The organism is Streptomyces zaomyceticus (assembly GCF_014656215.1).
Classification (GTDB): domain Bacteria; phylum Actinomycetota; class Actinomycetes; order Streptomycetales; family Streptomycetaceae; genus Streptomyces; species Streptomyces zaomyceticus.
In genome coordinates this window covers 136,613-150,363 of record NZ_BNBZ01000001.1, presented here as the reverse complement: position 1 = coordinate 150,363, position 13,751 = coordinate 136,613, and the positions used below count along the sequence as shown (strand labels likewise).

General features: G+C 71.1%; 9 protein-coding genes and 3 tRNA genes. 7 read left to right on the top strand and 5 right to left on the bottom strand.

Going from position 1 to position 13,751, the window contains the following annotated elements:
* The first annotated feature begins 16 nt into the window (after positions 1-16).
* The 4 genes from IE311_RS00665 to IE311_RS00650 all read left to right on the top strand — a co-directional run bounded on the left by IE311_RS00665 (position 17) and on the right by IE311_RS00650 (position 5,911).
* Positions 17-1,399 (top strand): deoxyguanosinetriphosphate triphosphohydrolase, encoded by a 1,383-nt coding sequence (locus IE311_RS00665; protein ID WP_229901650.1) that lies wholly within the window; start codon positions 17-19, stop codon positions 1,397-1,399.
* A 129-nt stretch (positions 1,400-1,528) separates the two neighbouring features.
* On the top strand, positions 1,529-2,788 hold the full coding sequence (locus IE311_RS00660; protein ID WP_189829506.1) for an NAD(P)/FAD-dependent oxidoreductase: 1,260 nt from the start codon (positions 1,529-1,531) through the stop codon (positions 2,786-2,788).
* A gap of 66 nt (positions 2,789-2,854) precedes the next feature.
* Positions 2,855-4,753, top strand: a complete 1,899-nt coding sequence (dnaG, locus tag IE311_RS00655; RefSeq protein WP_189829505.1) for a DNA primase — start codon at positions 2,855-2,857, stop codon at positions 4,751-4,753.
* A gap of 78 nt (positions 4,754-4,831) precedes the next feature.
* Positions 4,832-5,911: an RNA polymerase sigma factor gene (locus IE311_RS00650; protein ID WP_373313712.1), complete on the top strand. Its 1,080-nt coding sequence runs from the start codon at positions 4,832-4,834 to the stop codon at positions 5,909-5,911.
* Here IE311_RS00650 and IE311_RS00645 read toward each other — a convergent pair.
* The 5 genes from IE311_RS00645 to IE311_RS00625 form a co-directional block, all read right to left on the bottom strand.
* Positions 5,908-7,101: a TerD family protein gene (locus tag IE311_RS00645; protein ID WP_229901649.1), complete on the bottom strand. Its 1,194-nt coding sequence runs from the start codon at positions 7,099-7,101 to the stop codon at positions 5,908-5,910. The two genes, IE311_RS00650 and IE311_RS00645, sit on opposite strands and share 4 nt — an antisense overlap.
* A 63-nt stretch (positions 7,102-7,164) precedes the next feature.
* Entirely contained in the window at positions 7,165-9,117 is a 1,953-nt protein-coding gene (locus tag IE311_RS00640) for an ABC transporter ATP-binding protein (RefSeq protein ID WP_189829503.1), read from the bottom strand.
* Positions 9,117-10,850 carry an ABC transporter ATP-binding protein gene (locus IE311_RS00635; RefSeq protein ID WP_189829502.1) on the bottom strand — a complete coding sequence of 578 codons (1,734 nt, stop codon included), beginning with the start codon at positions 10,848-10,850 and terminating at the stop codon, positions 9,117-9,119. Before IE311_RS00635 ends, IE311_RS00640 begins: the two co-directional genes overlap by 1 nt.
* Before the next feature lie 74 nt (positions 10,851-10,924).
* Complete coding sequence (locus IE311_RS00630) at positions 10,925-12,364, bottom strand: FGGY family carbohydrate kinase (protein WP_189829501.1); 1,440 nt, start codon at positions 12,362-12,364, stop codon at positions 10,925-10,927.
* Positions 12,365-12,394: 30 nt separating this feature from the next.
* Positions 12,395-12,706, bottom strand: a complete 312-nt coding sequence (locus tag IE311_RS00625; RefSeq protein ID WP_189829500.1) for a YtxH domain-containing protein — start codon at positions 12,704-12,706, stop codon at positions 12,395-12,397.
* A 181-nt stretch (positions 12,707-12,887) separates the two neighbouring features.
* Between IE311_RS00625 and IE311_RS00620 the strand changes: the two genes are divergently transcribed.
* The 3 genes from IE311_RS00620 (at position 12,888) to IE311_RS00610 (ending at position 13,281) form a co-directional block, all read left to right on the top strand.
* A tRNA-Asn gene (locus IE311_RS00620) sits at positions 12,888-12,960 on the top strand.
* A gap of 5 nt (positions 12,961-12,965) precedes the next feature.
* A tRNA-Asn gene (locus tag IE311_RS00615) sits at positions 12,966-13,038 on the top strand.
* A 166-nt stretch (positions 13,039-13,204) separates the two neighbouring features.
* Positions 13,205-13,281 (top strand) — tRNA-Ile (locus IE311_RS00610).
* Positions 13,282-13,751: the final 470 nt, after the last annotated feature.

The following is a 13,751-nucleotide window of genomic DNA, read 5'->3' as shown; positions in this document are numbered from 1 at the left end:
CGGTTACCTTCGATGCATGGAAGGCATCGCAAACAACACAGACGGCACAGACGGCACAGACAGCGCAGAGACCAAGGGCGGCCCGGACCTCACCGTCACCGCCGACCACACCGGCGCCACCGACACCCCCGGCTACGACTCCGCCGCGACCGACCGCTGGGCCGCCGAGCCCGACAAACGCCCCGGCCGCACCGCCTTCCAGCGCGACCGCGCCCGCGTGCTCCACTCCGCCGCGCTCCGCCGGCTCGCCGGCAAGACCCAGGTGGTCACCCCCGGCACCCGCGGGCGCGCCTGGGACGCCAGCCCCCGCACCCGGCTCACCCACTCCCTGGAGTGCGCCCAGGTCGGACGGGAGCTCGGCGCCGCCCTCGGCTGCGACCCCGACCTCGTCGAGGCCGCCTGCCTCTCCCACGACATGGGCCACCCGCCCTTCGGGCACAACGGCGAGCAGGCGCTCAACGACGTCGCCAAGGACTGCGGCGGCTTCGAGGGGAACGCCCAGTCGCTCCGCCTCCTCACCCGGATCGAACCCAAGCGCTTCGTGAAGGACGCCGACGGAGAGCTCGTCAGCGTCGGACTCAACCTCACCCGGGCCGCCCTCGACGCCGCCACCAAGTACCCGTGGCCCCGCGGCGGCCACCCCGAGGACCCCGGCTCGCCCAAGTTCGGCGTGTACGAGGACGACCTGCCCGTCTTCGCCTGGATCCGGCAGGGCGCCCCCGGCCACCGCAAGTGCTTCGAGGCACAGGTCATGGACTGGGCCGACGACGTGGCCTACTCCGTCCACGACTTCGAGGACGGCCTGCACGCCGGGCACATCGACCCCAACCTGCTCCTCGCCGAACCCGAGCGCGCCGACATCGCGTCCGTCGCCATCGGCCGCTACGTCCCCGAGGACACCGACCCGCGGGAACTCGCCGAGGCCCTCGACCGGCTCCTCGACCAGGAGTGGTGGCCGCACGGCTACGACGGCTCCGCCGTCGCCCAGGCCCGGCTCAAGGACGCCACCAGCGAGCTCATCGGCCGGTTCGCGCTGGCCGCCGAGGGCGCCACGCGGCACGCCCACGGCTCCGGCCGGCTCACCCGCTACGGCGCCGAACTGGTCGTCCCCCGCGAGACCCGCAACGAATGCGCGGTCCTCAAGGCCGTCGCCGACCGGTACGTGATGCAGCGCGCCGAGCAGGAGGCCCTCCGCGCCGACCAGCGCATCGTCGTCGCCGAACTCGCCGAAGCCCTCGTCGCCCGCGCCCCCGACGGACTCGAACCGCAGTTCCGCTCCCTGTTCGACCAGGCAAGCGACGACCGGGCCCGCAAGCGCGTCATCGTCGACCAGATCGCCTCCCTCACCGACGCCTCCGCCCGGGCCCTCCACGCCCATCTCCGGCCACACCACGGGTAGGCGCCACCCCGGGCCCTCTTCCGCCGCCACCCTCCGTGCGGGACGCTCGCATGCACGGCCCGAGGCGGAACGGCCCGAGGAACGCCCGGGGGCGTAGGTTGGAAGCGGTCGCAAAGAGGAGGAAACGACGTGGTCGACGCAGATCAGACCTTTGTCATCGTCGGCGGGGGCCTGGCAGGGGCCAAAGCGGCGGAGACCCTGCGTGCCGAGGGGTTCAACGGCCGGGTGATCCTCATCGGCGACGAACGCGACCACCCCTACGAGCGCCCACCCCTGTCCAAGGGCTACCTCACCGGCGCCAAGGAACGCGACAGCGTCTTCGTCCACGAGGCCGCCTGGTACGCGCGGAACGACATCGAACTGCACCTCGGGCAGTCCGTCACCGCCGTCGACCGCGAGGCCCGCACCGTGCGCCTCGGCGACGGCACCGTCATCCGCTACGACAAGCTGCTCCTCGCCACCGGCGCCGAGCCGCGCCGCCTCGACATCCCCGGCACCGAACTCACCGGCGTCCACCACCTGCGCCGGCTCGCCCACGCCGACCGGCTCCGCCAGGTCATCTCCTCCCTCGGCCGGGACAACGGCCACCTGGTGATCGCCGGCGCCGGCTGGATCGGCCTGGAGGTCGCCGCCGCCGCCCGCGGCTACGGCGCCGAGGTCACCGTCGTCGAGTCCGACCCCACCCCGCTGCACCGGGTCCTCGGCCCCGAGCTCGGCCAGCTCTTCGCCGACCTGCACAGCGACCACGGCGTCCGCTTCCACTTCGGCGCCCGGCTCACCGAGATCGTCGGCCAGGACGGCCTCGTCCTCGCCGTCCGCACCGACGACGGCGAGGAGCACCCGGCGCACGCCGTGCTCGCCGCGATCGGCGCCGCGCCCCGTACGGCCCTCGCCGAGAACTCCGGGCTCGCCCTCGTCGACCGGGCCGACGGCGGCGGCATCGCCGTCGACGAGTCGCTGCGCACCTCCGACCCCGACGTCTTCGCCGCCGGGGACGTCGCCGCCGCCCACCACCCGCTGCTGCGCACCCGGCTCCGCGTCGAGCACTGGGCCAACGCCCTCAACGGCGGCCCCGCCGCCGCCCGCGCCATGCTCGGCCGGACCGTCTCCTACGACCGCGTCCCCTACTTCTTCTCCGACCAGTACGACCTGGGCATGGAGTACTCCGGCTGGGCGCCCCCCGGCTCGTACGACCAGGTCGTGGTCCGCGGCGACACCGGCAAGCGCGAGTTCATCGCCTTCTGGCTCAAGGGCGGCCGGGTCCTCGCCGGGATGAACGTGAATGTGTGGGACGTCACAGACCCCATCCAGCAGCTCATCCGGGCCCGTACGGCCGTGGACACCGACGCCCTCGCCGACGCCTCCGTACCCCTGGAGAGCCTGATCTGACCGGGGTGAGTCACCCGCCCCCCGCGCCCCCGGGGGGCGACCCCCGGACCCCCGTACACTTCATGCGTGGCAGGCAGGATCAACGATGACGACGTGAAGGCGGTCCGGGACGCGGTCCCGATCGACGCCGTCGTGTCCGAGTACCTCCAGCTCCGCAACGCGGGCGGCGGGAACCTCAAGGGCCTCTGCCCCTTCCACGACGAGAAGTCGCCCTCCTTCCAGGTCAGCCCCAGCAAGGGACTCTTCCACTGCTTCGGCTGCCAGGAGGGCGGCGACACCATCGCCTTCGTGATGAAGATCGACCACCTCTCCTTCTCGGAGACGGTCGAGCGCCTCGCCGCCAAGGCGGGCATCACCCTGCGGTACGAGGAAGGCGGCTACAACCCCGGCCACCAGCGCGGAGAGCGCATCCGCCTGGTCGAGGCGCACAAGGTCGCCGCCCAGTTCTACATCGACCAACTCGACTCGCCCGAGGCCGAGATCGGCCGGAAGTTCCTCGCCGAGCGCGGCTTCGACCAGGCCGCCGCCGCGCACTTCGGCGTCGGCTACTCCCCGGCCGGCTGGGACCACCTCACCCGCTACCTCCGCGGCAAGGGCTTCTCCGACAAGGAACTGATCCTCTCCGGACTCTCCCAGGACGGCCGCCGCGGCCCCATCGACCGTTTCCGCGGCCGCCTCATGTGGCCGATCAAGGACGTCGGCGGCGAGATCGTCGGCTTCGGCGCGCGCAAGCTCCGCGACGACGACAACGGCCCCAAGTACCTCAACACCCCCGAGACCCCGATCTACAAGAAGTCCCAGGTGCTCTACGGCATCGACCTGGCCAAGAAGGACATCGCCAAGGTCAGCCGCGCCGTCGTCGTCGAGGGCTACACCGACGTCATGGCCTGCCACCTCGCCGGGGTCACCACCGCCATCGCCACCTGCGGCACCGCCTTCGGCGGCGACCACATCAAGATCCTCCGCCGTCTCCTGATGGACAACGGCTCGGCCCGGGTCATCTTCACCTTCGACGGCGACGCCGCCGGCCAGAAGGCCGCCCTGCGCGCCTTCGAGGACGACCAGAAGTTCGCCGCCGAGACCTACATCGCCATCGCCCCCGACGGCATGGACCCCTGCGACCTGCGGCTCGCCAAGGGCGACGCGGCCGTCGCCGAGCTGGCCGAGCCCCGCACCCCGCTCTTCGAGTTCGCCCTCCGCCAGATCGTGAAGCGGTACGACCTGGAGACCCCGGCCGGCCGTGCCGGCGCCCTCGACGAGGCCGCGCCCGTCGTCGCCCGCATCAAGAACATCGGCGCCCAGCACGAGGTCGCCGTGCAGCTCGCCGGCATGCTCGGCATCCTCGACACCCAGTTCGTCGTCAAGCGGGTCGCCCAGCTCGCCCGCTGGGCACGCGACCGCGGCGGCAAGGGCCCCGCGCAGCAGCAGACCCCGCAGCGCGGCTACGACACCACGGGCCCGTCCCCGGCCGCCGTCTCCTCCGGCCCCGCACTCAACCTGCGCAGCCCCGCCCACCGCACCGAGCGCGAACTCCTCAAACTCGCCCTCCAGCGCCCCGAACTGGTCTCCCCGGCCTTCGACGCCTACGGGGTCGACGAGTTCACCGCCCCGCCCTACGCGGCCGTCCGCCAGTGCGTCCAGGACGCGGGCGGCGCCACCGGAGCCCCCTCCGACTACCTCGACACCGTCCGCGAGGCCGCGCCCAACGACACCGTGCGCGCCCTCGTCACCGAACTCGCCGTCGAGACGATCTTCGCCAAGAACGTCGACGAGGCCTACGCCGGCGACCAGCTCGTCACCGTCCGCCTCCGCGCCGTCGACCGGCGCATCCGCGACGTCCAGGGCACCCTGGCCCGGCTCGGCGCCCAGGGCGACCCCGAGCAGCTCGCCGCCGTCCAGAACGAACTCTGGGTCCTCACCCAGTACGGGCAGTCCCTGCGGAACAACGGCGCCGCCGCCCTCTGACGCACGTTCCGTCACCCGGCGGTCTCAAAAAGTCACCGCACGCCCCTCGTGGGCGCACTGTGTCGTACCCCACACTGGGTGACGGTGTCGTCCCGCTGCCCTACGCCCCCGGACCGGCAGCGATCACCCCCCTGGAGGTCGCCCGCCGTGCAGACCCAGATCGTGTCCCAGGAACCGTCCACCGCCGCACCGGACGAGCAACCGGAGATACCGCCCCAGCGCCGACGGCCCGACCTCGGCGGCAACGGACCCTCCTCCGACCTCTTCCGCCAGTACCTCCGCGAGATCGGCCGCATCCCGCTGCTCAGCGCCGAGGAGGAGGTCGATCTCGCCCGCCGTGTCGAGGCCGGCCTGTTCGCCGAGGAGAAACTCGCCAACACCCCCGACCTGGACTCCCGGTTGGCGAGCGACCTGGACCGGCTCGTCGTCCTGGGGCGGATCGCCAAACGCAAGCTCATCGAGGCCAACCTCCGCCTCGTCGTCTCCGTCGCCAAACGCTACGTGGGCCGCGGCCTGACCATGCTCGACCTCGTCCAGGAGGGCAACCTCGGCCTCATCAGGGCCGTCGAGAAGTTCGACTACGCGCGTGGCTACAAGTTCTCCACGTACGCCACCTGGTGGATCCGCCAGGCGATGTCCCGGGCCCTCGCCGACCAGGCCCGGACCATCCGCGTCCCCGTGCACGTCGTCGAACTCATCAACCGGGTCATCCGCGTCCAGCGCCGCATGCTCCAGGAACGCGGCTACGAACCCACCGCCGAGGAGGTCGCCGCACAGCTGGACCTGGCTCCCGAGCGGGTCGGCGAAGTGCTCCGTCTCGCCCAGGAACCCGTCTCCCTGCACGCCCCCGTCGGCGAGGAGGACGACGTCGCCCTCGGCGACCTCATCGAGGACGGCGACGCCGCCTCACCCGTCGAGTCCGCGGCCTTCCTGCTGCTCCGCCGCCACCTGGAGGACGTCCTCTCCACCCTCGGCGAGCGCGAACGCAAGGTCGTCCAGCTCCGCTACGGCCTCGACGACGGCAGGCCCCGCACCCTGGAGGAGATCGGCCGGATCTTCGGCGTGACCCGCGAACGCATCCGTCAGATCGAGTCCAAGACCCTCAGCAAACTGCGGGACCACGCGTACGCGGACCAGCTGCGGGGGTATCTGGACTAGGTGAAGTCCCGGACGGTCATCGTCCACGGGCCCGTCGCGTAGTAGCGCAGCACCAGTGGTCCCGCCGAAAGGGGAACCGACCGCCGCAGCCTTCCGTTGGTGCTCATCAGCAACCGGTCGTCGCTCGGCACGGTCGTGCGGCCCTTCGTCTCGTACGTGTAGAGGCTGATGTACCCGTTCTCGATCTCCAGCGAGCCGTAGAAGTCGATCTGGAGGTCGGTTTCTCCGCCGGTGTACAGGAGCGCCTCGGCGCCGTATCCGTGCAGGACGGTCTCCACCCGGCGGGCCGCCGCGACCGGCTTCACCCGCAGCACCCACCGGCCCGGGGCGGTGACACGGAAGCGCAGCGGACGGCCCTCGGGGGCCTCGTGGATCTTGCTGCCCCGGAAGTCGGGCAGCGCGGTGGCGAAGAGGAAATCCTCGTCCTTGTTCCTCCTGCCGAGCGGATGGAGGGAGACCCACCCCTCTCCCTCGTGCGCCATCTCGACCAGGACGGGACCCGGAGGGACCGAGGCGTCGACGGTGATCACCTGGTGGCCGTGCCCCTCGGCGGTGAAGGGCTCGAAGACCGGGCCGAACTCCCAGCCGTCCACCAGCCGGTACGGCCGTTCCGGCGGGGGGAAGTACCCCGGCAGGTACCCGCCGGGAGCCGGAGCCCCGCCCGGGACCTTCACCACACCGGTGAGCGGCACCGGGCCCGCCAGCACCGGTACGCGCTCGTCCTCCGCGACCTCGACCCCGTACGCCGTGACGAGGCCCGGGAGCCCGGACCCGTATCCCTCCGCGAGAGCGTCGAACTTCCAGCCGCCCGCCTCCCGGTGGAAGGCGCCGAAGGCGACGGCGGGCACGTCCGGCGCCTCCGTCGGCGTGTACGACAGGACGGCCGAACCGTCCGGAGCGACCACGTCGAGCACCGGGGGCTCTCCGAAGCCGCCGTGCCGGCTCCAGCCGACGATCACGATCCGCTCCACCGCGGGCTCGACCTCGTTCAGGTCGAGGTCGAGGCCCGACGGGCCGAGCCGCACCGCACCCGACGGGTGCGCGGGCTGCCCTTCGAAGACCAGGTCCGCGTCCCCGCGGACCCGGCCGGACCCGTCGAGGAGCAGCGCGGCCGTCCGTGCCGCCGATATTCCTGCCCGGAGGGCGACGGACGGCACCCAATGACCCTTGTTCTTCTCCAAGTGACCCATGCCGCACATCATGCGACACGGGTCACCCGGAGTCGATCACCGCACGGCTGCCCGGCCGCGAGGTCAGTCGACCTCGGCGACCGCCTGCGCGAACTGCGCCGCGTACAGCCGGGCATAGGCACCGCCGGACGCCAACAGCTCCTCGTGCGTGCCCTGTTCGACGATCGAGCCGCCTTCCATCACCAGGATCACGTCCGCGTCCCGGATCGTGGAGAGCCGGTGCGCGATCACGAACGACGTGCGCCCGTGGGCCAGTCGGGCCATCGCCTTCTGGATGAGGACCTCGGTGCGGGTGTCGACCGAACTGGTGGCCTCGTCGAGGACCAGGATCACCGGGTCGGACAGGAACGCCCGCGCGATGGTGATCAGTTGCTTCTCGCCCGCGCTGACCCCCGCCCCGTCGTCGTCGATGACCGTGTCGTACCCCTCGGGCAGGGTCCGGACGAACCGGTCGGCGTGCGCGGCCCGCGCCGCCTCCTCGATCTCCGCCCGGGTCACCGCGCGCGTGGCGCCGTACGCGATGTTGTCGGCGATGGTGCCGCCGAACAGCCAGGTGTCCTGGAGGACCATGCCGATCCCGGTCCGCAGCCGCTCCCGGGACATCTTCGCGATATCCACCCCGTCGAGGGTGATCCGGCCGCCCGTCACCTCGTAGAACCGCATGAGCAGGTTCACCAGGGTCGTCTTGCCCGCGCCCGTCGGTCCGACGATCGCGACCGTCTGGCCCGGCTCCACCGAGAGCGACAGGTCCTCGATGAGCGGCTTGTCGGCCTCGTAGCGGAAGGAGACGCCCTCGAGCGCCACCTTGCCCTTGAGGTCGGACGGTTCCCAGTCCTCGGCCAGGGGCGCCCCCAGTCCGTCGGTCCCGGCGTCCGGCTCCTGCTCCTCGGCGTCGAGGAGCTCGAAGATCCGCTCGGCGGACGCGACACCCGACTGCACCAGGTTCGCCATCGACGCGACCTGCGTCAGCGGCATCGAGAACTGGCGCGAGTACTGGATGAAGGCCTGCACGTCACCGATGGAGAGCGTGCCGCTCGCCACCCGCAGACCGCCGACCACCGCCACCAGGACGTAATTTATGTTCGAGATGAAGAACATCACCGGCTGCATCACGCCGCTGTTGAACTGCGCCTTGAACCCGGCCTCGTACAGGGCCTCGTTCTGCTCGCGGAAGTCGTCCGCGGACTCCGCCTGCCGGCCGAAGACCTTCACCAGGGTGTGCCCGCTGTACATCTCCTCCACATGCGCGTTGAGCGCGCCCGTGGACTTCCACTGCTGCACGAAGTGCGGCTGCGAGCGCTTGCCGATCTTCGCCGCGACGAAGACCGAGACCGGCACCGTGACCAGCGCCACGAGGGCGAGCAGCGGCGAGATCCAGAACATCATCGCGAGCACGCCGACGATCGTGAGCAGCGAGTTGATCAGCTGGCCCATCGACTGCTGGAGCGTCTGCGAGATGTTGTCGATGTCGTTGGTCGCCCGCGACAGCACCTCGCCGCGCTTCGCCTTGTCGAAGTACGACAGGGGAAGCCGCGACAGCTTCGTCTGGACGTCCTCCCGCATCCGGTAGACCGTCCGGTTGATCACCTTGATCGACATCCGGGTGGAGACCAGCATCAGCAGGCCCGCCGCCACGTACACACCGAGGACCACGAGGAGCACCTCGCCGACGGCGGAGAAGTCGATCCCCTGCCCCGGCGTGAAGTTGACCCCGGACAGCATGTCCGCCATGCCGGAGTCGCCCGCGGCGCGCAGCCGCTCGATCGCCTCCGCCTTCGTACCGCCCTCGATCTCCCGTCCGACCACACCCGCGAAGACGAGGTCGGTCGCCTTGCCGAGGATCTTCGGGCCGACCACGGAGGCCGCCACCGACAGCACACCGGCGACGAGCATCACCCAGAGCGCACCGCGCTCGGGCGCCAGCTGCTTCAGCAGCCGTTTGCCCGAGCCCTTGAAGTCCATCGACCGCTGGTCGGGGCCGCCACCGGCCATCATGCGTCCGCCAGGACCGGCCATCAGGCTGCCTCCGCCTCGGTGAGCTGGGAGAGGACGATCTCCCGGTACGTCTCGTTCTCCGCCATCAGCTCCCGGTGCCGCCCGGTGCCGACGACCCGTCCCTCGTCGAGGACGACGATCCGGTCGGCGTCCCGGATGGTGGAGACCCGCTGGGCGACGATCACGACGGTCGAGTCGGCCGTCTCCCGGGCGAGTGCCGCCCGGAGCAGGGCGTCCGTCTCGTAGTCGAGCGCCGAGAACGAGTCGTCGAAGAGGTAGATCTCCGGCCGCTGCACCAGGGTCCGCGCGATGGCGAGCCGCTGCCGCTGCCCGCCGGACACATTGGTGCCGCCCTGGGCGATGGGCGCGTTGAGCCCGTTCTCCAGCTTCCGTACGAAGTCGGCCGCCTGGGCCACCTCCAGGGCGTGCCACAGCTCTTCGTCGGTCGCGTCGGGCTTCCCGTACCGCAGGTTGGTGGCCACGGTCCCGGAGAACAGGTACGGCTTCTGCGGGACGAGTCCCACGGTCTTCGCCATCAGGCCGGGGTCGAGCTTCCGGACGTCGACGCCGTCGACGAGGACCTCGCCGCCGGTGGCGTCGAAGAGCCGGGGCACGAGCCCCAGCAGGGTCGACTTCCCGCTGCCCGTGGAACCGATGATCGCGGTGGTCTCACCGGGCCGGGCCACCAGCCCGACGTCCACGAGCACCGACTCCTCCGCACCCGGGTACCGGAAGTCCGCGCTCCTGACCTCCAGGTGCCCGCGCCGGTCGAGCGTCGTCACCGGCTCCGCCGGCGGCACCACGCTGGACTCGGTCCCGAGGACCTCCTCGATGCGCTCGGCACAGACCTCGGCCCGCGGCACCATCATGAACATGAAGGTGGCCATCATGACCGCCATCACGATCTGCATCAGATAGGCGAGGAACGCGGTCAGCGCGCCGATCTGCATCCCGCCGCTGTCGATCCGGTGCGCGCCGAACCAGACGACCGCCACGCTGGAGATGTTCACGACGGTCATCACGACCGGGAACATCAGCGCCATCAGCCGGCCGGTCGCCATCGAGACATCGGTCAGCTCCGCGTTGGCACCGCGGAACCGCTCCTCCTCGTACCCGTCCTTCACGAACGCCCGGATCACCCGGTTGCCGGTGATCTGCTCGCGCAGCACCCGGTTCACCGTGTCGAGACGCTCCTGCATCGTCCGGAAGAGCGGCCGCATCCGCCGCACGATCAGGGAGACGGAGACCGCGAGGACCGGCACCACGGCGAGCAGCACACCCGAGAGCGGCACGTCCTGGCCGAGGGCCATCACGATGCCGCCGACACACATGATGGGCGCGGAGACCATCAGGGTGAACGCCATCAGGACGAGCATCTGGATCTGCTGCACGTCGTTGGTCGTGCGGGTGATCAGCGAGGGCGCGCCGAACTGCCCCAGCTCCCGCGCGGAGAACGACTGCACCCGGTCGAAGACCGCGGCGCGCATGTCCCGGCCCAGGGCGGACGCGGTGCGGGCGCCGTAGAACACGGCCCCGATGTTGCAGACGACCTGGACGACGGAGACGCCGACCATCAGGGCGCCGAAGCGCAGGATGTATCCGGTGTCCCCGTCGACGACACCGTTGTCGATGATGTCCGCGTTCAAGGTCGGCAGATAGAGGCTCGCGCAGGTCTGCAGGAACTGGAGCAGCACGAGCAGTGCGATGGGTTTTCGATAGGGCCCGAGGTGGGTTCGGAGAAGTCTTATGAGCACGGCTCCACTATCGCCCGCACCGCCGGGGCGTTACGACTCGGTTTCGGGGTGCGGGCGAAGCCCTGGGGAAGACTTTACGAACCGAACGCGCCCGGGTGGATCTGGTCCCGCGTCGCCACGTACTGCTGTCGCACCGCCCGGCCCGCCGGCAGGTCCTCGCCCGGCTCCAGGATCTGCGCGACCGCCCCCTGCCAGGCCGGGGGAGTGGACGGCGACAGCGTGCCCCGCGCCACCCCGAGCGCCCAGGCGGCCTGCCGGGCCGCACCGAGCGCCGCGTAGTCGGCCGGCTGGGGGACGACGACCTGCGCGCCGAACAGCGCGGGCGCGAGCGCCTGTACCGCCGGGAGGGCGGCCGCCGCGCCGAGCAGGAAGACCCGCCGCACCTCGACGCCCCGCCCGCGCAGCACGTCCATGGCGTCGGTGAGCGCGCAGAGCATCCCCTCGAACGCGGCCCGCGCGAGGTGTTCGGGCCTCATCGACTCGCGCCGCAGCCCGCTGAGCGTCCCGGCGCTGTGCGGAAGGTTCGGGGTCCGCTCGCCCTCCAGATAGGGCAGCAGGACGAGCCCGGAGGCGCCGGGCGTCGACTTCAGCGCGAGCGCGGAGAGCTCGTCCAGCGACTCCAGGCCCAGCATCTCGGCGGTCCCGCGCAGCGCCCGTACGGCGTTGGAGGTGGAGACGACCGGCAGGTGCAGGCCGGCGGCGTCGGCGAAGGAGGTGATCATGCCGTCGGGGTCGGTAAGGGCCTCGTGGTGGACGGCCATCACGGAGCCGGAGGCGCCGAGCGAGACCACCGCGTCGCCGGGGCCGAGCCCGAGACCGAGCGCGGCGGCCATCGTCTCGCCCGTACCGGCGGAGATGAGGAGCCCCTCGGGCGTGGTGCCGGCCGCCTCGGCCGGGCCGAGGACCTCGGGCAGCACGGCCTGGTGGCCGAGGGCCAGGTCCACCAGATCGGGGCGGTACGTGCCGGTGCGGGCCGACCAGTAACCGGTGCCGGAGGCGGCGCCGCGGTCGGTGGTGCGCCGGGCGGGCCGGCCGAGGAGCTGCCAGACCAGCCAGTCGTGCGGCTGGAGGACCATCGCGATCCGCCGGGCGTTCTCGGGCTCGGTGCGGGCCAGCCAGCGCAGCTTGGCGACCGGCTGCCCGGCGCCGGGTACGGAGCCGACGGCCTCGGCCCAGGCCTGGCGGCCGCCGAGCGATTCGACGAGATCGGCGGCGGCGACCTGGGCCCGCTTGTCGTTGCGGACGAGCGCGGGCCGCACCAGGCCGCCCTGCGCATCGAGCGGTACGAGCCCGTGCTGCTGCGCGGACACACCGATGGCCTCCACGCCCTCCAGGAGCCCGCCGGTGGCGGCCTCCCCGAGCGAGAGCAACCAGGTCTGCGGGTCGACGTCGACGGCCTTGGGTTCGCCCGGGTGAGGGGCGTATCCCTGCCGCAGTACGGCACCCGTGTCCGTGTCACAGACGACGATGCGTGTGAACTCCGCCGAGCTGTCGAGTCCTGCGACTATCCCCATGACACCTGATTCTGCCGCACGTGAGGCGGTTCAGGTGTTGCTGGTGCCCCAGTCGTCGTCCTCGACCTTCCCGTTGGCCCCGCCGCGCCCGGACAGCGCGTGGAACCGGTCGGTCACCGAGGTCGGCAGCCTGTCGCCCACCTTGTCGCCCACGACGTGCGCGGCCTTGCCCGCGACCTGCCGCCCGGTCTGCGCGGCGGACTCGGCGGCGTTGCGCACGGCCGGGTTCTGCGCGAGCTCCTTCGCGGACTTCTTCATCTGCTCGTAGCGCTCGCGCCCGGCCCGCGTGCCGACCACGTAACCGAGGGCGAGTCCTACGACGAACGTCAGCTTGTATCGCATGAGCTCCACCTTCCCTGGAGAGCTTCCCTGATGCATCCGCGACGCATCGCCGGTGCCCAGGTGGTGCCCGCGGCGATACCGATTGGCGGAGCACCCCCCTGCTTGCGCTAATGTATGTCTCGCAGCGAGCGAGCGCCCTCCCGGTTCAGCCGGACTGGGTACGTTCGGTGCGACGCAGCAATCCCCTGTAGCTCAATTGGCAGAGCAGCCGGCTGTTAACCGGCAGGTTACTGGTTCGAGTCCAGTCGGGGGAGCGCGATCCCCTGTAGCTCAATTGGCAGAGCATTCGGCTGTTAACCGGAGGGTTGCTGGTTCGAGTCCAGCCGGGGGAGCGAGTCGAAAGAGGACCCTTGAGGGTCCTCTTTCGCGTTTCCGGGAACCGTGCGGGGCGCGGTGCGGTCTTCATGGTCGAGCAGAGCCGATCATCCGAAGCAGGAGATCGTATGAGCGGCTATGCTGCGGCAGACGGCGCGCACACATGTACGCGCCTCACCGTACGGGGCGGTAGCTCAGCCGGTTAGAGCAGCGGACTCATAATCCGTCGGCCGTGGGTTCGAGTCCCACCCGCCCCACCACAGCCCGTGGCCGCAGGAAGGATTCTCCTGCGGTCCCGGGCTTCTTCGTTCCCACGGTGCGTCCCCGATGCCCCGGCGTGTCGTAGCGACACGCCGACATCACCCGGATGCCCGGCCCCCGGCGCGGGTGTGCCCCGCCGGCCGCGTCGCCGCTGCCGGGTGAAGACAGAGGAGCGAGCTCCGGTGATCAGCGCTGACGATTTCCTCACGCTGCTGGTGGAGAGGGTCCCCGAGGCCAGGCCCTTCGTGGAGGCGAAGTACGAACTCCGCGAAGGCGAGGCCCCGGCGCGGGAGGACACCGGAGTCGAGCTCTACGCGGATCTCATCGATCTCCTGACCAGGCCCGTCCTGCTGCCCGCCCTGGAAGAGGAGACGCCCGACGGCGCTGCTGCGGCGGTGTTTCGATCTGGTGGAAGACATCTACAACATCCCGGGCATTTATGCGCAAAGTGCTGTGGACTTCCAGGTCC

Coding starts and splice junctions, on each gene's coding strand:
- IE311_RS00625 (WP_189829500.1), bottom strand. CDS start 12,706: ATGCGATACAAGCTGACGTTCGTCGTAGGACTCGCCCTCGGTTACGTG.
- IE311_RS00645 (WP_229901649.1), bottom strand. CDS start 7,101: ATGGGTCACTTGGAGAAGAACAAGGGTCATTGGGTGCCGTCCGTCGCC.
- IE311_RS00640 (WP_189829503.1), bottom strand. CDS start 9,117: ATGGCCGGTCCTGGCGGACGCATGATGGCCGGTGGCGGCCCCGACCAG.
- IE311_RS00630 (WP_189829501.1), bottom strand. CDS start 12,364: ATGGGGATAGTCGCAGGACTCGACAGCTCGGCGGAGTTCACACGCATC.
- IE311_RS00665 (WP_229901650.1), top strand. CDS start 17: ATGGAAGGCATCGCAAACAACACAGACGGCACAGACGGCACAGACAGC.